This window comes from Pseudomonas sp. N2-3-1-14 (assembly GCF_041228395.1).
Classification (GTDB): domain Bacteria; phylum Pseudomonadota; class Gammaproteobacteria; order Pseudomonadales; family Pseudomonadaceae; genus Aquipseudomonas.
In genome coordinates this window covers 3,845,425-3,870,550 of record NZ_CP166199.1, presented here as the reverse complement: position 1 = coordinate 3,870,550, position 25,126 = coordinate 3,845,425, and the positions used below count along the sequence as shown (strand labels likewise).

Annotated in this window: 21 protein-coding genes; 14 read left to right on the top strand and 7 right to left on the bottom strand. The window is 61.6% G+C overall.

What is annotated here, in order from left to right:
• Positions 1-166 precede the first annotated feature (166 nt).
• From AB5I78_RS17730 to AB5I78_RS17700, 7 genes are read left to right on the top strand one after another with little or no spacing between them, the layout of a single operon-like run.
• Positions 167-1,069, top strand: a complete 903-nt coding sequence (locus tag AB5I78_RS17730) for an acyl-CoA synthetase (RefSeq protein WP_369303187.1) — start codon at positions 167-169, stop codon at positions 1,067-1,069.
• On the top strand, positions 1,066-1,836 hold the full coding sequence (locus AB5I78_RS17725; RefSeq protein ID WP_242199404.1) for an ABC transporter ATP-binding protein: 771 nt from the start codon (positions 1,066-1,068) through the stop codon (positions 1,834-1,836). The genes AB5I78_RS17730 and AB5I78_RS17725 overlap by 4 nt, the downstream gene beginning before the upstream one ends.
• Complete coding sequence (locus tag AB5I78_RS17720; protein WP_369303186.1) at positions 1,836-2,717, top strand: branched-chain amino acid ABC transporter permease; 882 nt, start codon at positions 1,836-1,838, stop codon at positions 2,715-2,717. Before AB5I78_RS17725 ends, AB5I78_RS17720 begins: the two co-directional genes overlap by 1 nt.
• A gap of 4 nt (positions 2,718-2,721) precedes the next feature.
• The gene (locus tag AB5I78_RS17715) at positions 2,722-3,771 is read left to right on the top strand and encodes a branched-chain amino acid ABC transporter permease (protein WP_369303185.1); all 1,050 of its coding nucleotides are present in this window, start codon (positions 2,722-2,724) and stop codon (positions 3,769-3,771) included.
• Positions 3,772-3,793: 22 nt separating this feature from the next.
• Entirely contained in the window at positions 3,794-5,134 is a 1,341-nt protein-coding gene (locus tag AB5I78_RS17710) for an ABC transporter substrate-binding protein (RefSeq protein ID WP_369303184.1), read from the top strand.
• A 3-nt stretch (positions 5,135-5,137) separates the two neighbouring features.
• Positions 5,138-5,905 (top strand): ABC transporter ATP-binding protein, encoded by a 768-nt coding sequence (locus tag AB5I78_RS17705; protein WP_262209163.1) that lies wholly within the window; start codon positions 5,138-5,140, stop codon positions 5,903-5,905.
• 11 nt (positions 5,906-5,916) lie between these two features.
• The gene (locus tag AB5I78_RS17700) at positions 5,917-7,311 is read left to right on the top strand and encodes an FAD/NAD(P)-binding protein (RefSeq protein ID WP_369303183.1); all 1,395 of its coding nucleotides are present in this window, start codon (positions 5,917-5,919) and stop codon (positions 7,309-7,311) included.
• A 158-nt stretch (positions 7,312-7,469) separates the two neighbouring features.
• On the opposite strand, the gene AB5I78_RS17695 is transcribed toward AB5I78_RS17700, so the two are convergent.
• Genes AB5I78_RS17695 through AB5I78_RS17680 form a run of 4 tightly spaced genes read right to left on the bottom strand, consistent with a single transcriptional unit; the run spans position 7,470 to position 12,105 of the window.
• Positions 7,470-8,726: an efflux RND transporter periplasmic adaptor subunit gene (locus tag AB5I78_RS17695; RefSeq protein ID WP_369303182.1), complete on the bottom strand. Its 1,257-nt coding sequence runs from the start codon at positions 8,724-8,726 to the stop codon at positions 7,470-7,472.
• Positions 8,716-10,209, bottom strand: a complete 1,494-nt coding sequence (locus tag AB5I78_RS17690) for a TolC family protein (RefSeq protein ID WP_369303181.1) — start codon at positions 10,207-10,209, stop codon at positions 8,716-8,718. Before AB5I78_RS17690 ends, AB5I78_RS17695 begins: the two co-directional genes overlap by 11 nt.
• Positions 10,202-11,401, bottom strand: coding sequence for an ABC transporter permease (locus AB5I78_RS17685; protein ID WP_145164055.1), 1,200 nt, complete (start codon positions 11,399-11,401; stop codon positions 10,202-10,204). Before AB5I78_RS17685 ends, AB5I78_RS17690 begins: the two co-directional genes overlap by 8 nt.
• The gene (locus AB5I78_RS17680) at positions 11,398-12,105 is read right to left on the bottom strand and encodes an ABC transporter ATP-binding protein (RefSeq protein ID WP_262209178.1); all 708 of its coding nucleotides are present in this window, start codon (positions 12,103-12,105) and stop codon (positions 11,398-11,400) included. The genes AB5I78_RS17685 and AB5I78_RS17680 overlap by 4 nt, the downstream gene beginning before the upstream one ends.
• A 357-nt stretch (positions 12,106-12,462) precedes the next feature.
• Here AB5I78_RS17680 and AB5I78_RS17675 point away from each other — a divergent pair, with 357 nt between their 5' ends.
• The 4 genes from AB5I78_RS17675 (at position 12,463) to AB5I78_RS17660 (ending at position 18,384) form a co-directional block, all read left to right on the top strand.
• The gene (locus AB5I78_RS17675) at positions 12,463-13,215 is read left to right on the top strand and encodes a TetR/AcrR family transcriptional regulator (protein ID WP_145164059.1); all 753 of its coding nucleotides are present in this window, start codon (positions 12,463-12,465) and stop codon (positions 13,213-13,215) included.
• A 295-nt stretch (positions 13,216-13,510) separates the two neighbouring features.
• Positions 13,511-14,746, top strand: coding sequence for a hypothetical protein (locus AB5I78_RS17670; protein WP_370003128.1), 1,236 nt, complete (start codon positions 13,511-13,513; stop codon positions 14,744-14,746).
• Positions 14,743-15,870, top strand: coding sequence for a YncE family protein (locus AB5I78_RS17665; RefSeq protein ID WP_370003126.1), 1,128 nt, complete (start codon positions 14,743-14,745; stop codon positions 15,868-15,870). Before AB5I78_RS17670 ends, AB5I78_RS17665 begins: the two co-directional genes overlap by 4 nt.
• Positions 15,871-16,119: 249 nt before the next feature.
• Positions 16,120-18,384: a hypothetical protein gene (locus AB5I78_RS17660; protein WP_369303179.1), complete on the top strand. Its 2,265-nt coding sequence runs from the start codon at positions 16,120-16,122 to the stop codon at positions 18,382-18,384.
• Between the two features lie 70 nt (positions 18,385-18,454).
• Here AB5I78_RS17660 and AB5I78_RS17655 read toward each other — a convergent pair whose 3' ends face one another.
• The 3 genes from AB5I78_RS17655 to AB5I78_RS17645 form a co-directional block, all read right to left on the bottom strand.
• Positions 18,455-19,516: an FUSC family protein gene (locus tag AB5I78_RS17655; protein WP_369303192.1), complete on the bottom strand. Its 1,062-nt coding sequence runs from the start codon at positions 19,514-19,516 to the stop codon at positions 18,455-18,457.
• 158 nt (positions 19,517-19,674) lie between these two features.
• A complete protein-coding gene (locus tag AB5I78_RS17650) occupies positions 19,675-21,291 on the bottom strand; it encodes an NADP-dependent glyceraldehyde-3-phosphate dehydrogenase (protein WP_242199419.1) in 1,617 nt (538 codons plus the stop codon).
• A gap of 78 nt (positions 21,292-21,369) precedes the next feature.
• Complete coding sequence (locus AB5I78_RS17645) at positions 21,370-21,546, bottom strand: hypothetical protein (protein ID WP_178119721.1); 177 nt, start codon at positions 21,544-21,546, stop codon at positions 21,370-21,372.
• Between the two features lie 209 nt (positions 21,547-21,755).
• Here AB5I78_RS17645 and AB5I78_RS17640 point away from each other — a divergent pair, with 209 nt between their 5' ends.
• The 3 genes from AB5I78_RS17640 (at position 21,756) to AB5I78_RS17630 (ending at position 25,025) form a co-directional block, all read left to right on the top strand.
• Positions 21,756-22,631 (top strand): Dyp-type peroxidase, encoded by an 876-nt coding sequence (locus AB5I78_RS17640; protein ID WP_369303178.1) that lies wholly within the window; start codon positions 21,756-21,758, stop codon positions 22,629-22,631.
• Positions 22,632-23,875: 1,244 nt separating this feature from the next.
• Positions 23,876-24,037 carry a hypothetical protein gene (locus AB5I78_RS17635; protein WP_016969018.1) on the top strand — a complete coding sequence of 54 codons (162 nt, stop codon included), beginning with the start codon at positions 23,876-23,878 and terminating at the stop codon, positions 24,035-24,037.
• 103 nt (positions 24,038-24,140) lie between these two features.
• Positions 24,141-25,025 (top strand): FHA domain-containing protein, encoded by an 885-nt coding sequence (locus AB5I78_RS17630; protein ID WP_369303177.1) that lies wholly within the window; start codon positions 24,141-24,143, stop codon positions 25,023-25,025.
• The last annotated feature ends 101 nt before the right edge of the window (positions 25,026-25,126 follow it).

Below are 25,126 nucleotides of genomic sequence, written 5' to 3'. Positions count from 1 at the left end.
ATGTGGGAGCTGGCTTGCCTGCGATAGCGTCGAGTCAGCTGGAAATGTGCCGACTGACACACCGTTATCGCAGGCAAGCCAGCTCCCACAGTAGAACTGTATTGATCCAAATAACTCAGCCAGCGGACCACCGCACGCACATCACTTTAATAGGAGCATCACCCCTATGAGCGTGCACGAACTCAAACGTCCGCTGGGCCTGGAATGGCCCGCCGAACTGCTCGGCAACCTGTCCGAGCCTTTGGAACACCTGCGTCACTGGGCGCAAATCACGCCGTTGCAGACGGCCCTGCGCCACAAGCGCCAGGGCCAGTGGTATGCCTGGCGGTGGATTGACGCCTTGCGCGACGTCGAGCGCCTGGCCGATGGGTTGCGCCAGCAAGGCTTTGGCGAGCAGTCGCGGCTGGCCCTCAGCGGCGCGTTCGAGCCGAACCTGCTGTTGTTGGCGTTGGCTGCGCAATCGGTCGGCGGGCAGGTGGTGACCCTGGCCGATGACCTCGAGCCCGAAGTCCTTTACCAACAGCTGTGGCGTATTCGCCCGACCCATTCGTATGTGCAGGACCGCCGGCAAGTGCGGCACTGGGCGTCTGCCAATCGACTGGATTTCGCCCAGTTGCTCGGCCCGCTGGACCCGGCGCAGCACTTGCAGCGCTGGTGGCAACCCTCTGGCGAAACCGCGTTGTGGAGCGAGGAGGGCACTCACTGGCAGGGCGGGTTGGCTGTGGTGCTGGAGCAGTGGCTCAACAGCGGCCATGGCCTGGCGTTTCCGGAAAACCTCGCCTCGGCCCGACGCGATCGCAGTGAAGTCGCTCCGACCGGCCTGCTGTTATCACCTGAGCGTTTGCACCACCTGGCCGACGACATCGAAAGCCGCCTCGCGCCCCACGGTACCTGGCGCCGACGCCTGTGCGACTGGGCCATCGCCCACCCGCAAAGTGGCCTGCGCCGCTTGCTGAAAAACCGCGTGCGCAGGCTGCTGGGCTTTCAGCGTCTGTCCTACATCTGGCAACCGCTTAAATCCAAGGCCGAGCCGACATGGCTGGCCGAATTCAAACGGGACATCGCATGAGCCAGGCCATTCTCCAGGTGCGCGACATCTCGTTGTCATTCAAGGGCGTCAAGGCGATCAATGCCTTGTCGTTTGACGTGCAGCGCGGCGAGATTTGCGCGCTGATCGGGCCAAATGGCGCCGGCAAGAGTTCGTTGCTCAACGTGCTTAACGGTGTGTACCGCTTTGACGCCGGCGAGATCGTCTTTGAGCAACAACACTTCCACCGCATCGACCCATTGGGCGCGGCGCGTCGAGGCATTGGCCGCACCTTCCAGAACAACGCGCTGTTCAAAAAGATGAGCGTGCTCGACAACATCCTCACCGGCCTGTCGCGGCATATGCGCAGCACCTTTATCGAACAGGCCCTGGGTTTGCCGCGCGCCCGGCGTGAGGCCGAGGCCTTCCGCCTGCGTGCCCAGGGCATCCTCGAATTCCTGGAGCTACAAGCCCACCGCGACGTGCTGGTGGGCAACCTGTCCTACGGCCTGCAAAAACGTGTGGAGTTGGGCCGCGCGTTGATCGCAGGCCCCAGCCTGCTGCTGCTCGACGAACCCATGGCCGGGATGAACGCCGAAGAAAAACACGAAATGGCGCGCTTCGTCGCCGACGTGAACCGCGACCTGGGCACCACCGTGGTGTTGATCGAGCACGACATGGGCGTGGTCATGGGCCTGTCCGACCATGTGGTGGTGCTCGACTACGGGCGCAAGGTCGGCGACGGCACGCCCGCCGAGGTTCAGGCCAACCCCGAAGTGATCAGCGCCTACCTGGGAGTCGCACACTGATGACGTTCTTTTTCGAAACCCTGCTCGGCGGCTTGCTCGCCGGCACCCTGTACTCGCTGGTCGCCATCGGCTTCGTGCTGATCTACAAGGCCAGCGGCGTGTTCAATTTCGCCCAGGGCTCGATGCTGCTGTTCGCCGCGCTGACCTTCGTCAGCCTGCATGACCAAGGCGTGCCGTTCGCCCTGGCGCTGCTGCTGACGGTAATCGTAATGGTCGTCGGTGCCTTGCTGATCGAACGTCTGGTGTTGCGCCCGTTGGTGAACCGTTCGCAGATCACTCTGTTCATGGCCACGTTGGGCCTGTCGTTCATTATCGAAGGCCTGGCCCAGGGCTTGATGGGCTCGCAGGTGCGCGCGCTGGATTTGGGCATTGACGACGTGCCGCTGTTTGTCGGGCCACTGATGCTCAGCCAGTTCGACCTCATCGCCGCCGCGGCGGCGGTGGTGCTGGTCACGGTGTTGGCGTTGCTGTTCAACACGACCCGCATCGGCGTGTCGTTGCGCGCGGTGGCGGATGACACCACGGCGGCGCTGTCCATCGGCATCAACCTCAACCGCATCTGGCAGATCGTCTGGGCCGTGGCCGGTGTGGTCGGGCTGGTGGCGGGGCTGCTGTGGGGCGCGCGCCAAGGGGTGCAGTTTTCGCTGTCGCTGGTGGTGCTCAAGGCCTTGCCGGTGCTGATCATCGGCGGCTTTACCTCGATTGGCGGAGCGATTGTCGGCGGTCTGATTGTCGGCGCGGCGGAAAACCTCGCCGAGGTGTATATCGGCCCGCTGATCGGCGGCGGCATCACGCCGTGGTTCGCCTACGTACTGGCCCTGGCCTTCCTGTATATCCGTCCCGCCGGCCTGTTCGGCGAGCGCGCCATCGAGCGAGTCTGAACCCATGTCGATTCCTGTTGTTCAACAAACCGCACCGTTGGTGTTGATCCAGCGGCGCGTGCCCTGGGGCCTGATCGGCCTGTTGGCGCTGGCCTTTGTTGTCGTGCCGCTGTGGGGCAATGACTATTGGCTCAATGCAATCCTCGTCCCGTTTCTGGTGCTGTCACTGGCCGGGCTGGGCTTGAACCTGCTGACCGGCTACACCGGGCAAACCTCGGTGGGCGCGGCCGGTTTCATGGCCGTCGGCGCGTTCGCCACCTACGGGTTTTTGCTGCGTCTGCCGGCGCTCGGTTTGCCGGTGGCGCTGCTCGGCGGTGGGGTGATCAGCGCATTGGTGGGGCTGTTGTTCGGCCTGCCCAGTTCGCGGATCAAGGGTTTTTACCTGATGGTCACCACGTTGGCCGCGCAGTTTTTTCTGGAGTGGCTGTTCGTCAAATTCCCCTGGTTCTACAACTACGGCTCCTCCGGCACCATTTCTGCGCCGCAACTGGCGCTGTTCGGCCATGACCTCAACACGCCGCTGGGGCGTTACCTGCTGACGCTGATCACGGTGTTGCTGCTGACCTGGACCGCCGTCAACCTGGTGCGCAGCCAGGTCGGCCGCAACTGGATGGCGATCCGCGACATGGACACCGCCGCCGCCGTGGTCGGTATCCCGGTGGTGCGCTACAAGCGCCTGGCGTTCGCCGTCAGTTCGTTCTACTTAGGCATTGCCGGTGCGCTGTGGGCCTTCGCTTACTTGGGCACGGCCAGCGCCAGCAGCTTTGATATCAACCGCTCGTTCCAGATCCTGTTCATCATCATTATCGGCGGCATGGGCAGCATCGCCGGCAACTTTGTCGGCGCGGCGTTTATCAGCCTGCTGCCGATTTTGCTCAGCCATGCCGGGCAGGCTTTGTTCGGCGGCTCGGTGGATGCGGGGCAATTGCAGAACCTGCAGAAAATCATCTTTGGCGTGTTGATCATCGTGTTCCTGATCAAGGAACCCGAGGGGTTGATTCGTCTGTTGCACAACCTGCGCGACCGTCTGCGGCAGTGGCCGCTGCGCTTCTAACATTCCCTCAAGAGAATCCAATATGCGTGCAACCCTGAAACGTTCCCTGGTCGGCGCCGCCTTTGCGCTGGCCGCCTTGGCGGGCACTGTGCCCCAGGCGACGGCCTCGCCCGACCAGCAATTCATTCCCCTGGCCACCTACCGTGTGGGCGCGTACGCCTCCAGCGGCGTGCAGGTGTGGGCCGGGATGATCGACTACCTGCGTTATATCAACGAGGTCGAAGGCGGCATCAATGGCGTGAAACTGGTGTGGCAGGAATGCGAAACCGAGTGGACGGCGGAGAAGGGCATCGAGTGCTACGAGCGCTTCAAGAATGGCCTGGATGGCGCGCCGGTCGCGGTCTATCAACCCAATGGCGCCCCGGCGGCGTACGCGCTGAGTGAGCGTGCCGAGGTGGACAAGATCCCGCTGATCACCCTCGGTTACGGCCGCACCGAAGCCACCGACGGCACGGTGTTCCCGTACAACTTTCCGGTGATGCTGACCTTTTACAGCGAAGCCTCAACCCTGGTGAACTACATCGCTCAGCGCGAAGGCGGTTTCGACAAACTCAAGGGCAAGAAGATCGCCACGGTCTACCACGACTCGGCCTATGGGCGCGAAACCCTTGGCCCGCTGAAGTTGCTGGCAGAGAAATACGGCTTTGAAAATATCCAGATTCCGGTGGCCGATCCGGGCAATGAACAGTCGGCGCAATGGCGCCAGGTCCGCCAGGCGAACCCGGACTGGGTGTTCCTGCGCACCTGGGGCGTCTCCACGCCGGTAGCGGTGAAAACCGCCGCGCGTTTTGGCTTTCCGGTTGACCATATCATCGGCGATATCTGGGCCAGCTCCAGCGAAGACGTGCTGCCTGCCGGTGCGTCCGCCAAAGGCTATCTGGCGCTGACGCCATACCCGGCCGGTGCCGACTTCGAGATCCACAAACGCCTCAAGCAGTACATCCTCGACAAGGGCCACAGTGACCTCAAGGACCTGAAAAACTTCGGCAGCGTCTACTACAACTCCGGCCTGGTGAACGCCGCCGTGGCCGTGGAAGCGATCCGCACCGGCCAGGCCAAATTCGGCAAGCGCCCGCTCAACGGCGAAGAAGGCCGTTGGGGCCTGGAACACTTGAACATCGACGACGCGCGCTTGAAGGACATGGGCTACCTGGGCCTGATGCAGAACCTCAAATTGTCGTGCCGCGACCATGAAGGCGGCGGTTCGGCGCGGGTGCAGCAATGGGACGGCGCCAACTGGACGCTGATCAGCGACTGGATCGCCGCCGACCGCGCGTTGCTGCGCCCATTGATTGACGAAAAATCCGCCGCGTTCGCCAAGGAAAAAGGCCTGACGCCGCGCACCTGCACCGGAGATGAATAACTCATGAGCCAACCCGCCGCCGAGTCCGCCAGCCAAGCGCTGTTGACGGTCGATGACATCGAAGTGATCTATGACGGCGCAATCCTGGCGGTGGCCGGGGTGTCCTTGAGCGTGCCCAAGGGCGCCATCGTTGCCTTGCTCGGCGCCAATGGCGCGGGCAAAAGCACCACGCTCAAGGCGATCTCGGGGCTGGTGCGTGCCGAACGGGCCGAGGTCAGCCGGGGCGTGATCGAATACGCCGGCCGCGACCTTGCCGGCATCGACCCCAGCCAGCGCGTGCGTGAGGGCATGGTCCATGTGTTGGAGGGCCGGCATGTGTTCGGCCAGCTGACGGTCGAAGACAATCTGCGCAGTGGCGGCTTTGTGCGGCGCCTGAGCCGCAAGGCCATGGAGCATGACCTGGAACGCATCTACGCCTGGTTTCCACGCCTCAAGACCAAGCGCCACACGCGTGCCGGGCTGACCTCCGGCGGCGAACAGCAGATGGTCGCCATCGGCCGCGCGTTGATGACGCGGCCCACCCTGGTGCTGCTCGACGAGCCGTCGATGGGCCTGGCACCGATGATCGTGCAGGAAATTTTCGCGATCATCGCCCAGCTCAACCGTGAGCAGCAGGTGAGCTTTTTGATCGCCGAGCAGAACATCAACGTCGCGCTCACCTATGCGTCCCAGGGCTACGTGCTGGATACTGGGCGGGTTGTCTTGGGTGGCAGCGCCGCTGAACTACGGGCGCGCGGCGATTTGCACGATATTTATCTGGGTAAACAGTAAGGGCGATGTGCATGACTGAATCCACCCGCAACGCTGATGTCTTGATCATCGGCGGCGGCCTGAGCGGCACGATGTTGGCCGTGCAATTGCTGCGCCTGCCTGGGCAGCGTCGCATCCTGGTGATTGAGCCCCGCGCTGAACTGGGCCGAGGCGAAGCCTACAGCGCGGTCGAGCTGGGCCACACCTTGAACGGCAACGCCGCGCGCATGAGCGTCGACCCGGATAACGCCGACGACCTGACCCAATGGCTCACCGACTACATCGGCGCCGGTGGGTGGCCGCAGGCGCACCAGCAAGCGGTGCCGATCAGTGAGCTGTTCCCGCCGCGCGGGATCTTTGGGCTGTACGCGCAGCAGCGGCTGGCCGAAGCCAAGGCGTTGTCGGCTTCGACGGTCGAGCATGTGCGTGGCGAGGTCATCGACCTGCACGTGGACGAGAGCGCGACAGTGCTGACACTTGATAACGGCCAGCAACTGCGCGGCGCCTTCGCGGTATTGGCCACCGGCATGTTTCCTGCCGCGCGTACGCCGCAGACCGACTCCAGCGGCTTGAACGCGGCAGCCGTGGACCCGTGGGATGTGCAGGCGATGACCCTGATCGACCCGCAATCGACGGTACTGATCATCGGCTCCGGGTTGACCATGGTGGACGCCGTGGTCTCGCTGGAGCAGGCCGGCCATCGTGGCCCGATCGAGATTTTTTCGCGCCACGGGCTGCTGCCGCATGTACGGCGCCAGCCCCCGGGCTGGGTGGATTTTCTCGCCGAGGACCATCGTCTGCGCAGCCCCAGGCAACTGCTGCGCGAGGTGCGCCGCCAATGCCGCAGTGCGCTGCAGCAAGGCATCGATTGGCAGGCGCCGCTGGACACCGTGCGCGCGCATGTTGCCCGTTTGTGGAGCCAGGCCAGCGACGTCGAAAAACGCCAGTTCGTGCGCCATGTACGGCCGTGGTGGGAAAGTCATCATCACCGTTCGCCGCCGTTGAGCGCGCAATTGGTGGCACGGTTGCAGGACGAAGGGCGGTTGCGCATTCAGGCAGCATCGTTCAAGGGCCTGGTGGCCTCGGACGGTGGTGTGACTGTCCGCGTGCGTCGTCGCGGCGAGCAGGAGGTGACGCAGGTGTCGGGGGCGGCGTTGATCAATTCCAGTGGCATTGAGTACGACTGGCGCCGCGTGGCCCGGCCGTTGCCCCAGCAGTTGCTCAAGCGTGGGTTGATCCGGCCCGGGCCATTGGCGTTGGGGATTGCGGCGGACGTGTCGGGCGCTGTACTGGATGCCGAGGGCAATGTCAGCCGGCGCCTGTTCGCCATGGGCCCGCCGTTGCGCGGGATGTGGTGGGAAAGCACAGCGGTGACCGACGTGGCGATTCAGGCCAAGGCGTTGGCGTTGAAGCTGACAAATATCTAATGTGGGAGCGAGTTCAGCCGGCAGACTTCTGTGCTCTGCTTTTCTGTGGGAGCTGGCTTGCCTGCGATGCAGGCAACTCGGTACATCAGCCATAAGCAGTTGATGCCATCGCAGCGGTGCGGCGATCCGACAAGCCCGCTCCCACAGTTGATCGGCTTTCAACTTCCAATCTTCACGAAACCAGGCTTGAGGCCAAACACTTCCACCCCCTGCGCGGTCGACTGCCCGGTGGTGACCTTCACCCGTTCCACCGGTTGATCCATCGTCGCGCGGTACTCCACGGTCATGTCAGCGCGGTTGATCGCCTGGCTGGGAATCACAATCGCCTGCGCGTTGTTGTAGGTGACGATGGTCAACCGCGCACTCATGCCCAGCCGCACGCGTTGCAATTGCTGCGGTGTCAGTTTGGGAATCGACAACGTCACCGGAAACTGCGCGCTGCCCTGGCTGTCGCTGGCAATCGCCAAGCCACTGACCACACTCACGGAGCCGGTCAGCCGCTCACCGTCGAAGCCATCGCCCATCACCTCCACCGCCTGGCCCTGGTGCAGCTGGTTGATGTCCAGCTCCGACACCTTGGCGACGATTTTCAGCCGTTCGATGTTCGCCAGGCCGAACAGCACCTGGCCCTGGCTGACTTTGCTGCCGGCCTGCACCGGCGCGTTATTGTTGCCACCGCCTGGCGTCGACGTATTGCTGCCGGGGGCGGGCACCACGATGCCGGAGAACGGCGCCTTGACCTCCTTGCCATCGAGCAGTTTGTGCAGGGCGTCGTACTTGACCGTGGCATTGATCAGTTCCATGTCGGCGATCTGCTTGTATTCGCCCTGGCCCTGGCTCTGCGCCTGCTGCAGTTCACTGCGGGCCGAGGCGAGGTCCAGTTGCTGCTGCTGAGTCTGTTGTTTGAGGTCGTCCAGTTCGTTGCGCGGGATGATGCCGCGCTTGAACAGGTTTTCGCTTTCGGTGAGTTTGCGCTGGGTGTTGCCGGCGGTCATTTCGGCAGTGCGCAGGCTGCGGCGCGCACGGCTGACCGCGGGGCTGCTGTCCCAGTCTTGCATTTCTTGCACGGTGCGCCGGGCCTTGAGCTGGGCGGACAACGCGTCGCGCAGCTGCACCTCGAGGGTGGCCGGGTCCATGCGCAGCAGCACCTGGCCGGCGTCGACACGCTGGCCTTGCTCGACCAGGTTGTCCAGCACGTTGCCGTCGAACGGCGCCGTCAGGGTGACGGTGGACTCGGGTTCGATCTTGCCCACCAGGCCGATCTGGTGCACGAGTGCGTCGGGTTTCACCGCCAGCCACTGCTCGGCCGTCTGGGCTTGCCCGGCGTCACTGCGATGGCTGAGCACGGCAATGCCTGCGCCGGTCAGCAGCACGACCAATACAGCGCCCAGCAGGCGTTTTTTATCAGTAGTCATTGAGGGCGATTTCCCAACTTTCCAGCGTCATGCCCAGCGTCAGGTCGAGCTGGGTCTGGGCGTTCAAATAAGCGATCAGTGCATTGAGCTGCGCGTTCTCGGCGTTGCGCAGGTCGGTCTCGAAACTCAACACCTGAAAGTTGGTGGAGCGCCCGGCACTGAGTTTTTCCCGTTCGATTTCGATCTTGCGCCGCGACAGTTCGACAGCGCGCTGGGAGATTTCATATTGGCGCCAGCGGGTGCCGAGGTCGCGCACCACGTCATTGACGTTGCGTTCCAGCTCCTGACGCGCATCGGTGATACGGATCTCCTGGTCCTCTACGTTGACCCGCGCGCGCACTTCGGCCTGTCGCGTGCTGATGTCACCGATGGGGATTTGCACCTGCACGCCAGCGTAGCTGTTCCACGTGCGGTTGTTGCCGTTGCCGATGCCATTGCCGTTGTCGTTGTTGCTGTAGGCATCGCGGATCTGGTTGGCCCCGGCTACCAGGTCGACCTGCCAGCGCCCGGAATCCTTGGCGATCACCAGGTTGAGGTCGGCCTGCTGGCTGCCCAGCAGGGCGGCGAGGTATTCCGGCTGTTGGGTCTGCGCCAGGTTGAAGGCCTGGCGCTTGTCGATGGTCATTGGCCTGGCCTCCAGCGCCTCGCTGGCGCGGATGGGCGTCGACAGATCCAGTGCCAACAGGCGCAGCAGGGCCAGGCGGCTGGTATCGAGCTGGTTCTGCGCTTCTTCGACGCCGAGTTGTTGGGTGGCGATGTCGGCTTCGGTCTGCACGATTTCGAACTCGGCCATGCGGCCTGCGCTGATCAATGCCTTGTTCACCTCCAGCAGCGTGTTGGAGCGTTTGAGCGCGTCCTGGCCGATGCTCAACTGCTCCTGGGCGCGCAGCAGTTCGCGGTAGGTGGCGATGATCTGGCTGATGGTCTGCGCCACGGTAGCCTTGAGGTTGAGCCGATTGGCCTGTTCCGACAGGCGCGACAGGCGCAGCGGCGCGGTGGTGGCGTCCCAGCCGGCGCCGCGCGCCAGCGGCTGGATGAGCGCCAGGTCGAGGCCGTCACTGCGGTAGCGGCCGGCGCGATCGGCGTTGTTCAGTTGCTGGGTCCAAGCCATGCTCAGCCGCGTGCCGTATTCGCCGAGCAAGGTGGCGTTCGGGGCCAGGTTGGCATTGCGTGAGTTATCGGCGGTGCCGCGACTTTGGCGGTAATAACTGTTGAGCGTGAGCTTGGGGTTGAACACATCTTCGGCCACGCGCAGGTCGAACTTCTGCGCCACCCGTTGCAGGTACGCGCTGCGGATCGCCGGGTTGTTGCGCAAGCCCAGGTACACCGCATCACCCAGGGTCAGGGTGGTGACCTGGGCATTCAACGACACACCGCGCTCGTAACCGCTGCGGGTGCTGCTGGGGGCGGACGGGTTGATCACCACGTCGCCAGCCATGGCCGGCAGGCTTACGATCAGCAGTAACAGCGGCCATTTATTCATCACGCAAGGCCTCCACCGGCTGCAGCCGCGAGGCGGACACCGCCGGGTAAATGCCAAAGAACAAGCCCACCAGCAACGTACTGCCCACCCCAAGGGGCAGGGCGGCGGCGGCCAGGGCAAACGCCCAGCCCGACAGCCAGGCGTAGAGCCAGGCAGCGCTCATGCCCAGCACCGCGCCGCAAAGTGCGCCGACGGCCGTCAGGGTCACGGCTTCGAGCAGGAACAGGTTGCGGATATCACGCTGACGCGCACCCAGGGCCATGCGGATGCCGATCTCACGGCGGCGCTCCGAGACATTCATCAGCATCACGTTCATCACACCGACGCCGCCGCCTACCAGCGAGATCGCACCCAGCGCCAGCAACAAATAGGCGAACGTGCGGCTCTGCCGGGTCATGCCATCGATCATTTGCTGGGGCACCTGGATGTCGACATCGTGGTCGGTGAGCTGGCGTTTCAAGGCGCTGGAGGCGTCGCGGGCGATGCGTTCCATGTCCTGGCCCGGCGTGGCGCGGATAATCACGTTGCCGATCTGCGGCGTCGGGTAGATGCGGCGCATGCCTTCGGCGGGGATGAACAGCGATTCGTTGGCCTGCACTGGCATAAGCATGGCGCGGGCCTGGTTGTGCAGGATGCCCACTACCAGAAACAGGTAGTCGTTGATGCGTATGCGGTCGCCCGGTTTCAGCGGATCGCCCGGCATACCCAGGGCCTGAGCGAGCTGGTCGCCGATCACGGCGTAGGTCTCACTGGCGTCGAAAGGCGAAAGAAATCGCCCGTCGCGCACCACCAGGCGCATGGCGTCCTTGATATCGGCTGTGGTGCCGACCAGGTTGGCGTTAGCCGTGCGGCCGTGGAACACGATGGGGCCACCAAACACACTGAGGGCCCCGATATGGGCAATGCCCGGCACGGTGTCGCGCACGGCCTCAAGGTCGAGGCTGGCGCGCATCGGGGCGCTGCTGTTGCCTTTGGGCGGAAACTGGGCGACCAGGGTGTCGGTGCCCATGTCCTTGAAAATCATCGCGGCATCCACCGCCGCGTTATGGCCGATATTGATCAAGGCCACCACCGATGAACTGCCGATGACGATGCCCAGCAGCGCCAGGACCGAGCGCTTGCCCAGGGTGCGCAGGCTCACGAACGCTTCGTGCAGCAGTTGGCTCAGGCTCTGCTCGACCCGCAAGCTCATAGGCGCCCGGCCTCATGCACCACGCCATTGCGCACCAGGATCTTGCGCTCCAGGCGCTCGGCGATATGCGGGTCATGGGTGACGATGATCAGGGTCACTTGCTGCTCGCGGTTGAGGCCCAGAAGCAGATCCATGATCTCCTGGGCCGTGGTGCTGTCGAGGTTGCCGGTGGGTTCGTCGGCAAGAATCACCGAGGGTTTGCCGACCAGCGCACGCGCAATTGCCACGCGTTGACGCTGGCCGCCGGAGAGGTCGGCGGGGCGATGGTGGGCGCGCTCGGCCAGGCCGACCTGTTCCAGCATGCGCAACGCCTGTTCCACCGACTCGTGGCGCGACACGCCGCGGTAACTCAAGGGCAGGGCGACGTTGTCCAGGGCACTGAGGCGCGGCAGCAGGTTGAAGCTCTGGAACACGAAACCGATCTGCTGGTTGCGGATCGCCGCCAGCTCATCGGGGCTGGCGCTGAAAATATCGTGGCCGGCGAAGTGGTACTGGCCGCAGTTGGGCAAATCCAACAGGCCGAGGATATTGAGCAGGGTACTTTTGCCGGAGCCAGAGGCGCCGAGAATGCCGCAACTGTCGCCGCTGGCGATGGACAGGCACACATCATTGAGGATGTTCAGTTCCTGGCCGGCAAGCTGATAGCGTTTGCCGATGCCTTGCAGGGAGATCAAGCCTGGGTGCGCGGGGGTCTCTGTCATCATGACTACGCCTGCAGTCTCGACGGTGCCGCTTGCGCCCGGTAAATCCTTGTAACAAGTTCGGGAGCTGCCTGGTACGCGTCACGGACTGGTTTTATTTCTTGTTTTTAAAATATTGTTTGAATAGTAACCGCGTTCCATGCGCTTCGCCAGCCATGGATGTAGAGCGGTTTTACCCTTTGAAACGATTTTATCGCGCAAGCGTTCAGGCGACTCACGATCCCTTCGGCAAGTCGCAGAAGTCCCGGTTATACAGGCTTTTAGATGGATAGCGCAGTGTCAGTACTTGCTTTCGAAGGGCCGCCCCGGTATAAAAAATCAAATTATTTTTTAAAACAATATTTCCCCCGTGGAACTCCTATGGTCGCGAAGAAACTCAGCGCTCCAAACGTTACCAAGACTCGACTGCTGGATGCGACAGAGGCTCTCTTCATCAAGTACGGCTACGACGCCGTTCTGCTCCGGCAGATTACCGAGCGCGCCCAGGTGAACCTGGCCGCCGTGAACTACCACTTCGGGGACAAGGATTCCCTGATGAAAACCCTGCTGATGCAGCGCCTGGAGCCGCTCAACGAGCAGCGCCTGGAACTGCTCGCGCGCTGTGAAGCCGAATCCGATGGGCCTCTCGATTGCGATACCTTGCTTGGCGTGCTGTTCGCCCCGGCCATGGGCCTGGAGCGCAGTGACCCGGCCAGCGGGGAAGGGCGCTCATTCATTCGCTTCCTGGGTCGGGTTTACAGCGACACCTCGCCGTTTATCCAGGAATACCTCAAGGTTCATTACCAGCCGGTGTTTCAGCGTTTTTTCGAAGCGTTTGCGCTGGCCTTGCCGGACCTGCCCCGCAATGAGTTGGGTGTGCGCCTGCAATTTGCCCTCAAGGCGATTTCCGGGGTGATGGCGGGGACGGAACTGCGCCTGCTGATGAACTCCATGAGCCTGGGCCGCCCGGCCACGGATGCCGAGGTAATGGCCAAATTGATCACCCTGGTGTCGGCCGCGATTCGTGTGCCGCAGCAAAGCGCTGAGGCTGAAACCGCGTTGGCCAAGGTGCTGGATACCCAGCGCGCCATTCGTGAACAAGCGGTTGCGCCCGCGACCAAGGCCGCGCGATAAGCCTTTATTCAGGGCAAAAAAAAGCCCGCTGGGGCGGCGGGCTTGATGTGCAACGTTTGTAACGGATGAGGCTTCACCCTACGTCTGCGGATGTGAATAAATCGTGAAAAAAATGTAAGAAAATGGGTGGGTAACAACAGATTGTCGATCCTGTTGTTGCCTGTCGGATTTTTCCTGCAAGCCTACCATTCGTCGCAACTGTCAGTTCTGACAGTAGATTCAATGACTGCCCCAAGCGCCTCATTCACCTTGCCCGTCGCGCCGTTTCAGCGCGCTAAACCAGCAAGGTATGGCCATGACCACTCCCACTGAAGAACTGTCTCCACCCCCTTATTCGGTCTACCCTGCTGTCCGATTGGCTGAGGCGCTTTACCCGGAAACCGCGACCTGGGGCCTGGGCCAGCGCGAAACCGACCCCTACGCGCTCTTTACCTTCGAGAACTGGTACGCGGCCACCGTCAACGATCTTTACGCGATCTACTGGCGCGATTCGAGTATTGCGGTGGCCTCGGCCGTCGTCACCAAGGTGGCTGATCGCTACAACCTGGCCATCCCCAAGACCAAGATTCCGGAAGGTGAATTCCCGGTGTTCGGCCAGGTCACGCGCGCTGCCAGCGGTCAATTGGTGCGCTCCCTTCCTGAAACCTACCTGGTCAAAACCAAGCGTCCCGGAGGCCTCACGTTCTGGGCTGCGGAGCAATTCCACAGAGGCTTGATCCTGTCGGTTGAGGGGTTCCCGGCGGGTTCGATCCTTAACCCCGGCAACATTACCGGCGGGTTGTGGTGCCTGATTACCAAGTACGAAAACATCCGCAAGAACGACACCATCACCGTCGCCTACGGCGCCACCACCATCGACCATGTTGTCAGCCCCGACGAGGCTGCCGGGCCGGGGCCGATCCGGGTTTTTATCAGCCCGTCGGTTATCCAGGCGGGCAACCTGTACGGCGCGGTAGGCGTGCAGTTTATGGTGCGCGATGTGGTGAACAACACCTCCGGCGAGAAGTACGCCTATTCCCGGCCCTACATCCTCAACAGTGAACTGGACCCCAACCTGCTGGACCCGCCGATCTTCACGGTCAACGACGTCGAAGCCTCCGTCGTTGATCTGGATCTGTCCAGCGCGGCACATTTCGCGGCGCTGGTCACCTTGCCGCGCAAGACGCCGACGCCGAGCCCGAGCAACCGTGTGGTGCTCATATTGGTGATCACCCAGGTTACCGAGTACGGCGAGTCAACCCGAACAATTCGCTTGCCGGCGGTGACCGACAGAAACCTGCGGGGCGAGAGCATTCCCATCGGCAACGGCGTATTCAGCTCGTTGATGGAGGCCAAGATCAGCCTGAGCTTTGAGTGGCAAACCGCTGGGGAGTGGTGCTCAATCGCTCTGGCACCAGTGTGGTTCAAGTGGTCGGTACGCCAGCGTTGCGGCTGCTGGCGCCGGCTTTCGATAACAAAACGGGGCCCCAGATTGTCCTCGCCAGCAACTATCCGAGTGGCGCCGTTGTGGCCGTGGCGTATCAGGGCATGACTGAAGCGCAGATAATCAGGCTCAAATGGACCTTTGCCGATGGCACTGTCGCCAGTATTCCTGTGCAGGCCGGGGTCAGCAGTGGCCTGGTGCTGTTTTCCATCAGCGCGCAAATTCTCGCGCAAAGCCCAGGCCAGCTCATCAAGCTGTCTTATGAGGTGACGACGGGGACCAAGACACAATCTTCGGCTATTCAGGAGCTGACGTTTCAAGCCCAGGGCGGCGGGTTGACCGAGACGGTTGACGTCGGGATGGCCCCCCACGGGATCAGTATCACCAGCGATGGGCTGCGGGCTTTTGTAACCTGTCAGTTTAGCCATTCGGTTTCAGTGATTGATATCAAGGCGCGTAAAGTCATTTACACCCTCTTCAATGTGAACTCGGCGTTCCTGTCGGTGCTCAGTCCAGACAACCGGCGTCTGTATGTGGGCAATTTTGATGGGTCAAGTTACACCGTCGTTGATACCTCCACGTACAGGATCCTTTCGACAGTTCAGATCGCGGGCGGCAACGACCTTTCGGGGCTCGCCATTACGGCGGATGGTTCGCGATTGTTTGTTGCCTGCACCCGAAATTCCTTCGTGTCCGTCCATGATGCCGCCTCGGGCGCCGTTCTGGGTCGGGTCTCCGTTGGGGTGAACCCGTTCGGCGTGGCGGTCAATCCGGAACAAACACAGGTGCTCGTCGCTTCAGCCTCGGTGTTGGATATCATCAGCGCCGGTACCCGCAATGCGCTCGTGGCGAGAATCAGCGGTACCAATCGGCCCGTGCAAATTGCCTTCAGTGCAGGCACGCCGGCGCGCTACGCCTATGTCAGTGATGTTGATGGCGTCCTGGTTGTGGACCTTATGAGTAACGTCATCATCCAGAAAATCACGGGTATCAATTGGGCGTGGGGCATCACGCGAAACCCGAATGCTCCGGAACTCTGGGTGGGCGGCGTGGGCCCTGGCGGCATTGGGTCCAATCGCGATTCGGTGTACATCATCAACACCAACACAAACCAGGTTACTAAACGCCTCACCGGGTTCAGCAACGCTGCAAACATAGCCTTCTCGCCCGCCGCCGGCGTAGCCCTGGTCGTCAATAACGGCTCGGACAGTGTGAGTTTCGTCCCGGTTTAAAGTCTTTGGTGTCTCACGTAACACACACAGGACGTGCATGGGACAGCACTGCGTCAACGCAGGCTGTCCCTTTTTCGTTAACGCTTGCAACGACTTGCCGGCCTGGCGGCTCCCTGACGCCGTAAAACGGTCTCTACCATTTGTCGCTACTGTCAGTTCTGACAGTAGATTCGATGACTGTTCCGAGCGCTTCATCGACCTTGCCCGTCGCGCCATTTGCGCGCGTCCCAACCCAGCAAGGTGATGGCCATGACCACCCCCACTGAAGAACTCTCACCGCCGCCGTATTCGGTCTATCCGTCTGTTTCACTGGCTGAGGCCCTGTACCCGGAAACCGCGAAGTGGGGGCTGGGTCAGCGCGAAACCGACCCCAATGCGCTCTTTACCTTCGAGAACTGGTACGCGGCCACGGTCAACGATCTTTACGCGATCTACTGGCGGGACTCGAGCATTGCGGTGGCCTCGGCCATCGTCACCAAAGTGACTGATCGCTACAACCTGTCCATCCCCAAGACCAAAATTCCGGAAGGCGAATTCCCGGTGTTCGGCCAGGTCAAGCGCGCTGCCAGCGGGCAATTACTGCGCTCCATGCCTGAAACTTACCTGGTGAAGACCAAGCGTCCCGGTGGCCTCACGTTCTGGGCATCCGAACAATTCCACAGAGGCTTGATCCTGTCGGTTGAGGGGTTCCCGGCGGGTGCGATCCTTAATCCGACCAATATCACAAGCGGGCTGTGGTGCCTGATTACCAAGTACGAAAACATCCGCAAGAACGACACCATCACCGTCGCCTACGGCGCCACGACCATGGACCATGTGGTCAGCCCCGACGAGGCTGCCGGGCCGGGGCCGATCAGGGTTTTCATCAGCCCTTCGGTTATCCAGGCGGGCAACCCGTACGGCCCGGTGGGTGTGCAATTTATGGTGCGCGATGTGGTGAACAACACCTCCGGCGAGAAGTACGCGTATTCCCGACCCTACATCCTCAACAGCGAACTGGACCCCAGCCTGCTTGATCCGCCGATCTTCACGGTCAACGAAGTCGAAGTCTCCGTCGTCGATCTGGACCAGTTCAGCGCGGCACGGTTTGCGGCGCTGGTCGCGTTGCCACGCAAGACGCCGACACCGAGCCCGAGCAACCGCGTTGTGCTCACAGTGGTGATCACCCAGGTGACCGAGTATGGCGAGTCAACCCGTACGCTTCGTTTGCCGGCGGTCACCGACAGAAACCTGCGAGGGGAGACCATTCCTATCGGCAACGACGTGCTCAGCGCGCTGACGGATGCCACGGTCAGCCTGAGGTTCGAGTGGCAAACCGGCACGGGCTCGCTACTGGGACGGTCGGGCACCACTGTGGTCAGGGTGGTAGGCACACCGACTCCCGAGGTGTTGCCCTACCCAACACTCAACGGCGCTTCAAACACTGCGCAAGCGACGACAGTTGACCCGTTGGCCATTCAATACAACACCGGTGTGACGGTTAAATACCCTGGCATGCTCGCCACGGACAGCATCACACTGAGTTGGATTTATCAGGATGGCAGTCAATATCAAACAACCCTGAGTGGTCATGCGAGTGGCACCGTAGTGTTCGATCTGACGGCGGCTCAAGTGCTGCATAACAGTGTCAATAGCCGGGTGCAGTTGCAGTATTCGATTCAACGGGCTGGAAGAACAGCTCAGTCAACCGTTCAAACCGTCACAGTCGGTGCAATTGCGCCAGCCCTGTTGCCGACACCCACAATTAATCATCAAGCCAATGGAACGGTCATCGACTTGAACAACTTCGCGGGCAATGCTCAGTTGTCGTTGAGTCAATGGCCGTTAAGTAAAGCAGGTCAGCGTGTATGGATGACGTTGACGGGAGAGGGGCGATTGCAGGAGGTGCTGACGGATTATGTGGTCACGACTCACGATGCGATAAATGGCCTGGTGAATCAGGCAGTGCTGCGTAATGTTTTGGCAGCGCTGCCGAGGAACTTCAGGTTTCAGATTGAGACTCGAGTGGCCTACGATGGCGGCACGGACAAATGGCGAGCCGTAGTGTTTCCAACAGCGAGCTACATAATTAACGATTCGTGGACGGACGCTGTATCCAACTTTCCGGGTGGAAGCTATGGGCCCTGGAGTACCGGTGCAGGTGCGGCGGGTGGTTACATGTCAGGCACAGGCTTTCAAGTTGTCACCGCACTCTGGCCGGCATCGAACGCGGGTGTCTTGTTCAATGCGGTGCGTAATTTCAATAGCGCTCACCGTTATCGGGTTGATGCAACTATTTATAATCAGTCGGGTTATAACGACCCGCTCCTGGCTATATTTGTGGCTGGGCAAACCCTCAAAGGCCCAGTCTCCATACCTCGGCAGCAATGGTATGTGCTGGATGCCGAGTTTGTCGGCAGTATGGGCGGTGCGGAAGTTGTGCTTTATAACTACCAGGCCAAAGGCGGCGGCAGTGGTGCGGAGGGTGGCAATGACTTTATCGTCAATTCGGTGCGCATCACCCGTCTGACCTGATCATCCGTCATGCTTGAGCGTGCGTCGGGACAGCGCTACTTAACCGTACGCTGCCCCTTTTGCATTCTCGTCAAATCTTCCAGTGACTCGCCGTCTTGGCCAACCGCTGGCGCATGGCATCCACATTCGCCGCCAGTTGCAACGTCAATAACCGATATCCGTCCAGCGCATTCTGTACCGGCGCTTCCAACGCCTCGTCATCCGTTGTGTGCGTGGCAGGCCGTTCCAGCCGCTCGGTAAACCCCAGCTTCAATGCCCGCGCCATGCCCACTAACTGCACCCGAATCTGCCGGTGCTCCGCCTTCAACATCACCTGCATCCGCGCCATCGCCTGTTCATCGCGCGGGTCGGGCCGGGTATTGCCGAGAATCTCCAGGGTGCTGATGCACATGCGCAGATGCCGTTGGATCGCATCCAGTTCGGTCATGGAGATGCGCACTTCCTTGGACACCGACGGCATCAACGAGCGCAACTGCAGCATTGCCGCATTCAAGCGGTTGAGCAGCTTCAAGTGTTCATCATCGGTGACCGACTGGCCGCTGATGATTCGGCTATAGATTTGCGCGCAGTCACGCAACGCGCTGGCCAGGTTGTAGCGCCACGAGTACACCGCGTACAGCGGCAGGGCGAAGGAGAACGCCAGCGCCAACACGATGCCGATCAGAATGTCGACGGTGCGCCACAAGCCGTCGGATATCGGATTATCCCCGTGCCCCGCCACGATAAACACCGTGATCGCCGACAACAGCGCGATGTAACCGCCCTTGCCGATGGCGTGATAGGAAAAGAACCCGCACACCACCGACATCAACAGATAAGTCAGCAGCGGCTGGCCGAAATAGGCCTGTTGCACCACCAGCAACAAGCCGACGCTGGCGCCGATCAAGGTGCCGTAAGCACGCTCCACAGCCTTTTTGCCGATATTGCCGTGGTGCTGCAAACCGCCGATCACGATCAGCATGGTCACCGAGGCCCACTCGCCGTGCGGCAGGTTGATGCCGGTGGTAAGCAAAATGGTGGCCAGCAAACCGATGGACACGCGCACGGCGTGGATCAGCTTGGCATGGCGATAGCGGCGGTAGGGGTCGAGCAAGGGGCGCAGCAGGCGCCGGGCGAACGCGGGCAAATGCAGGTTCATCGGTATAAACGTGGCCTCAGTAGTCAGTGCGAACGCGGTCTAAAGGGTGGGAGCGGGCTGGCTTGCGAGTGCGCAGTGTCAGTCGAAACATCGTTGACTGATCCAGCGCCTTCGCGAGCAAGCCCGCTCCCACATTGTGAACTGCGCCATCGTTAGAAAATGTAGTCGGTGGTCAAGAAGCTTGAGTCACGGTTGCGCAGGATATCGCTGACCAGCGCCTTGTTGCTCTCCTGGAACTTGGTCGCCACCAGCGTGCGGATCGAGAACACGCGCAACGCGTCATGTACCGACAACGTGCCCTCGGCCGAGTTCTTGCGGCCGTTGAACGGGAACGTGTCCGGGCCACGCTGGCACTGGGCGTTGATGTTGATACGGCCCACCTGGTTGGCAAACACATCTACCAGGCGCCCGACCTCCACGGCATTGGTGCCGAAGATACTCAGTTGTTGACCGAAGTCCGAGTCCAGCACGTAGTCGATCACCGTGCCCAGGTCACGATAAGGCACGATCGGCACCACTGGCCCGAACTGCTCCTCGTGGTACACGCGCATCTGCGGGTTCACCGGGTACAGCACCGCCGGGTAGAAGAACGAACCGCGGCTGGTTGCGCCATTGGCATTCACCACCTTGGCGCCATGCTGCGCCGCATCGGCCACCAGCGCGTTGAGGTAATCGACCTTGCCGACTTCCGGCAGCGGCGTCAGCGAGACGCCGTCTTCCCACGGCATGCCGGGTTTCAGCGTCGCCAGCTTGGTGTTGAATTTCTCGATAAAGCGCTCGACGACATCTTCGTGCACAAACAGGATTTTCAGCGCAGTGCAGCGCTGACCGTTGAACGACAGCGAGCCGGTAACGGCTTCGTTGACTGCATTGTCCAGGTCCACCTCGGGCAGCACGATGCCAGGGTTTTTCGCATCCAGGCCCAAGGCCGCGCGCAGACGGTGTGGTTTGGGGTGCAGCTTTTTCAAGTCGCTGGCGGCCTTGTTGGTGCCGATGAACGCGAAGATATCGATCTTGCCGCTGGCCATCAGCGCACTGACGGTTTCACGGCCACTGCCGTAGATCACGTTGATCACCCCGGCCGGAAAGCTGTCACGGAACGCCTCCAGCAGCGGGCGAATCAACAGCACGCCAAGCTTGGCCGGCTTGAACACCACGGTGTTGCCCATGATCAGCGCCGGGATCAGCGTGGTGAAGGTCTCGTTCAGCGGGTAGTTGTAAGGCCCCATGCACAGCGCCACGCCCAGCGGTACGCGGCGGATTTGCCCAAGCGTGTCCTGTTCCAGCTCGAAGCGGCTGCTGCGGCGGTCGAGTTCCTTGAGGGCATTGATGGTGTCGGTGATGTAGTCGCAGGTGCGGTCGAATTCTTTCTGCGAGTCTTTGAGGTTCTTGCCGATCTCCCACATCAGCAGCTTGACCACCGCGTCACGCTGTTCGCGCATGCGCCGCAAAAAGGCTTCCACATGCTGGATGCGCTCGGCCACGCGCATCGTCGGCCATTCGCCCTGGCCTCGGTCGTAGGCGCGCACGGCGGCGTCGAGGGCGGTCAGTGCGGTGTCGGCGTCCAGCAGTGGCGTGCTGCCGATATGCACGCGCTCATCGCCCAATTGCACCGGGCTCAGTACCTGGGCCAAAGGGCCGTTCCACACCTGCAACTGGCCGTCGACCAGGTAATCACGCTGTTCAATGGGCGCCGCCAGGCGAAATTGCTCGGGAATATCGGCGGCGCAGGTCGGAAACAGCTGGGCGAGCAGGTTACTGGTGGTCATGTCGCTACCCCTGGAATAGTTGCAAAACATGACTAGAGAGTCACCCATCCAAGGGCTGTGTGGCAAGCGCCAGACGCATTACAGCAGCGTCCCTGCCGGCGCCACGCCCAGCGCTGCGCCGATTTGTCGCGCGGTGTTGAGGGTGCCGGCGGCGAATCCGGCCTCAGCGCGATTGCGCCTGTGTCGGCGATAGCGCTCAAACCCCAAAGTCGCGAGGCTCAGGCGCTGCGCTTTGGCCGGTGCTGCTACAACCATCTGGCCGGGCGTTGGGCGTGCAGTTGCTCAGCGCGATGTGCGAAGCCGGTTGGTTGCGCCGCTCGAAAGATTCCCGCGCGGTACGGGTTACGCCCAAGGGCTGGACGCAGTTGAAGGCGCAATTGGTTCTGGCCCCGCTGATCTGGAAAAGCCTGAGCAAAAGCAGGCGTGCGGCGGTTAAACTACGCGGCTTTCTTGAAGGAGTTCACATGAGTCAGTACCAGCCGGGCATTCTTGCCGCACCGGTGCCCTTGCAGGCACGCCATCTGTTTTTTGCCGTGGATTGCCTGGCAGCCGTACCCGCCGCGTTGGACGCGCTGGTGCAGTTGACGGATTCGGCCGCGGTGGTGGGTTTGGGTGAGCCGCTGGTGACTGCACTGGGCGCAACCATTGACGGCTTGCGCGCGTTCCCTGTCGTCAGCGGCCCGGGCGCGCATAACCCCTCCACCCAGCAGGCGCTGTGGGTATGGCTGCATGGTGTGGATCGCGGTGAGCTGCTGTTGCGCAGCCGCAGTGTTGAAAAGGCCCTGGCGCCGGCCTTTCGCCTGGTGCAGATGACCGAAGGTTTCCGCTACAAGACCGGCTTCGATTTGACCGACTATGAAGACGGCACTGAAAACCCCCACGACGACGCCGCGGTCGAAGCCGCGATGACCGACAACGGCGCCAGCTTTGCCGCGATCCAGCAGTGGCAGCACGACCTCGACGGTTTTGCCGCGTTGCCTGCGCAAGAGCGCGACCACATCATCGGCCGCCGCCATGGCGATAACGAAGAGCTGGACGATGCACCCGAGTCCGCGCATACCAAACGCACCGCGCAGGAAAGTTTCACCCCGGAAGCCTTTGTGGTGCGCCGCTCGATGCCTTGGGCCGAGAACGGTCAGGCGGGGTTGATGTTTCTTGCGTTTGGGCATTCCTTTGATGCATTTGAAGCGCAACTGCGGCGCATGAGCGGGCTGGAAGACGGGATAGTGGATGGGCTGTATCGCATCAGTAAGCCGTTGACGGGCGGGTACTACTGGTGCCCACCGCTGAAGGACGGGCACCTGGACCTGAGCGCGATCAGCTGTACGCCGCAAACCTAAGACTGTAGGCGCGGGCTCGTCGTGGCAAGCAGGCCTGTTGCGGCGAGCGGGCCCGTTGTGGCGAGCGGGCTTGCAGTGGCGAGCGGGCTTGCTTGTGGCGAGCGGGCTTGCCCCGCGTTGGGCTGCGCAGCGGCCCCAAAACCGGCTACGCGGTTTGCCTGAAAGAATGCGGTGTTTGCACGAGGGGCCGCTTCGCGCCCCAACGCGGGGCAAGCCCGCTCGCCACAACAACGCCGCTTGCCACGATAACGCTGGTTGTCACACCTGTCGGTCAGTTGTTCCTGGGCCGAGATAAAACTGTGGGCGCAGGCCCGTTGTGGCGAGCGGGCTTGCAGTGGCGAGCGGGCTTGCCCCGCGTTGGGCTGCGCAGCGGCCCCAAAACCCGTTACGCGGTTTGCCTGAAAGAATGCGGTGTTTGTAGGAGGGGCCGCTTCGCGCCCCAACGCGGGGCAAGCCCGCTCTCCACAACAAGCCGCTTGCCACAACAACTCTGCTCGCCATAACAAAGCCGCTTGCCACACTAGCGCTGGTGCGACACCTGTCGGTCAGCTGTTGTGCATACCCAACGCGGTTTCGAATTTTTTCTGCGAGCCGTCTGTGCCCGGGGTGTCAACAGGGTCCCGACTACTTGGGATCGCTGGCATAAATGATCACCTGGAAGTTCTTTCATATATCAGGGCCTGCGCACTAATGATTTCGGCTATTAGTGCAACTGTACTAATTCGGCGCAGGCAATTAGTTGCTCGCGGGGATTAAGGCCACTCGCGCCGAGCTATCAAACGCGATGATCAAGTCGCTTTTGTTACAAATGGAAGTATCCGCAAAGTTGGGCAAAAGGCTATTAGCGAAAAATGTGAAGTGGTCGCGAAATTAGCGCTGAGAACGTCCCGGATCGAACACTCAACCAGGGGTTGAAAGTTCGCAAACTGTTCAAGTGATGCCGCCAGAGGCCCGTAAACACTGGGTCTTTTGCGTGTATGGATTTTTTTAAAAAAGTTCAACGGCCTCAGATGCATGAGTTTTTCTCACTGCCAGGTTGAGCCAAACCTTTCACACCCTGTAAGCGAAACGTTTCACAAGCTTTCACAGCGAAGGCGTTTTGATCGTGAGTAGTATGGGGCCCATGCAAACCAACGACGGTTCGAAGGCTCACTGTCTGACGTTTTGGGCATTCACCGGTTTGCATACTTTCAGCTTGCTGTTGCGCAACTGAATAACTTCCCTATCGATGCAAGGAGATGAACATGGCTGATGTCCCACCAGTAAAAGCCGGCGGCGCCGACGACGCTATCGCGAAGATGGAAGCGACCTTCAACATGGCTATCGAGAAGTCGGCCAAGATCACTGAAATCAGTACCGCGAAAAAAGCGGAACTCGACGCCACCAAACAGCGTCCGCAGAACTGATTCGCCAAAACGGGCGGCGCCGGCGCTGCCCGTTTACCTGCTGAGTGTTTTCACCTTCTGATTGTTGACCCCGTTGCACATGCTCAAGGGGGCAAACCCGAACATGACAGCCTTGATTTCCTTGGGTCCGGTCGCTGGTATTGGCGCACCGACCCTGACTGTGACCAGCGGTTTGCATCAGGGCAGTTCCCTGGTGCTCGACCAGCCTGTCTACACCCTCGGCGCGGACCTCGCGGCCGATCTGGTACTCAGCGATCCCGGCATCGCCGGCCTGCACCTGCGCCTGCGGTTCGAGGGCGGCCAGGTGGCAGTCGAAGCGTTGGGCGGCGATGTTGTGCTTGGCAAAAATGTCCGTATTCCCTACGGCAGCGGCCATCGCGCGCGACTGCCGTTGCAGCTGCGTATCGGCGCGGCAGGTGTCAGCCTGGCCTCGCCTGAGGGGGTGGAAAAACCTTCGGACGCCACGCGCACATTTACGCCCTGGATTGTCGCGCTCGTCCTGCTGTTTTTATGTGCGGGGGCGCTGGCGGTGCGCAACGACACGCCGCTCACCCAGGCCGCGGTCGCGGCGCAGGTGCCTGCGCTGAAAAAACCATCGCGTGAACACGCCAAAACCTGGCTGGAGCAGCAACTCCAGGCTGCCCACCTGGATGCAATAAAGGTCACTGACGCCAACGGCCAGCTCAGTGCCGTCGGCAGCTTCGAACAGTCGCAAAAACCTCAATGGCTGGCCCTGCAACAAGCCTTCGATGAGCGTTACGGCCAACAGATCGTCCTCAACCCTCGCGTCAGCGTACGCGCCGACGCCGCACGCCCGCGTGTGCGCTTCCAGGCCGTGTGGTTCGGCACCAACCCCTACGTGATCAACGACAGCGGCAAACGCCTGTACCCCGGCGCGGCCCTGGCGGACAACTGGGTGCTGGAGCGCATCGAGAACAACCAAGTGATCCTCGCCCGTGGCGAAGAGCGCTTCACCTTCACCTTATGAGTGGCCCCATGGAACGCACCCAACCCACCCGTGGGAGCTGGCTTGCCCGCGATGGCGTCCCCCCCGCCAACCCAAGTCTACCCACCGCCACGCAATTCAAA

Coding starts and splice junctions, on each gene's coding strand:
- AB5I78_RS17685 (WP_145164055.1), bottom strand. CDS start 11,401: ATGAGCTTGCGGGTCGAGCAGAGCCTGAGCCAACTGCTGCACGAAGCG.
- AB5I78_RS17645 (WP_178119721.1), bottom strand. CDS start 21,546: ATGGTTGTAGCAGCACCGGCCAAAGCGCAGCGCCTGAGCCTCGCGACT.
- AB5I78_RS17650 (WP_242199419.1), bottom strand. CDS start 21,291: ATGACCACCAGTAACCTGCTCGCCCAGCTGTTTCCGACCTGCGCCGCC.
- AB5I78_RS17665 (WP_370003126.1), top strand. CDS start 14,743: ATGACTGAAGCGCAGATAATCAGGCTCAAATGGACCTTTGCCGATGGC.
- AB5I78_RS17690 (WP_369303181.1), bottom strand. CDS start 10,209: ATGAATAAATGGCCGCTGTTACTGCTGATCGTAAGCCTGCCGGCCATG.
- AB5I78_RS17730 (WP_369303187.1), top strand. CDS start 167: ATGAGCGTGCACGAACTCAAACGTCCGCTGGGCCTGGAATGGCCCGCC.
- AB5I78_RS17640 (WP_369303178.1), top strand. CDS start 21,756: ATGAGTCAGTACCAGCCGGGCATTCTTGCCGCACCGGTGCCCTTGCAG.
- AB5I78_RS17695 (WP_369303182.1), bottom strand. CDS start 8,726: ATGACTACTGATAAAAAACGCCTGCTGGGCGCTGTATTGGTCGTGCTG.
- AB5I78_RS17705 (WP_262209163.1), top strand. CDS start 5,138: ATGAGCCAACCCGCCGCCGAGTCCGCCAGCCAAGCGCTGTTGACGGTC.
- AB5I78_RS17680 (WP_262209178.1), bottom strand. CDS start 12,105: ATGATGACAGAGACCCCCGCGCACCCAGGCTTGATCTCCCTGCAAGGC.
- AB5I78_RS17635 (WP_016969018.1), top strand. CDS start 23,876: ATGGCTGATGTCCCACCAGTAAAAGCCGGCGGCGCCGACGACGCTATC.
- AB5I78_RS17715 (WP_369303185.1), top strand. CDS start 2,722: ATGTCGATTCCTGTTGTTCAACAAACCGCACCGTTGGTGTTGATCCAG.
- AB5I78_RS17675 (WP_145164059.1), top strand. CDS start 12,463: ATGGTCGCGAAGAAACTCAGCGCTCCAAACGTTACCAAGACTCGACTG.
- AB5I78_RS17660 (WP_369303179.1), top strand. CDS start 16,120: ATGACCACCCCCACTGAAGAACTCTCACCGCCGCCGTATTCGGTCTAT.
- AB5I78_RS17720 (WP_369303186.1), top strand. CDS start 1,836: ATGACGTTCTTTTTCGAAACCCTGCTCGGCGGCTTGCTCGCCGGCACC.
- AB5I78_RS17630 (WP_369303177.1), top strand. CDS start 24,141: ATGACAGCCTTGATTTCCTTGGGTCCGGTCGCTGGTATTGGCGCACCG.
- AB5I78_RS17710 (WP_369303184.1), top strand. CDS start 3,794: ATGCGTGCAACCCTGAAACGTTCCCTGGTCGGCGCCGCCTTTGCGCTG.
- AB5I78_RS17700 (WP_369303183.1), top strand. CDS start 5,917: ATGACTGAATCCACCCGCAACGCTGATGTCTTGATCATCGGCGGCGGC.
- AB5I78_RS17670 (WP_370003128.1), top strand. CDS start 13,511: ATGACCACTCCCACTGAAGAACTGTCTCCACCCCCTTATTCGGTCTAC.
- AB5I78_RS17725 (WP_242199404.1), top strand. CDS start 1,066: ATGAGCCAGGCCATTCTCCAGGTGCGCGACATCTCGTTGTCATTCAAG.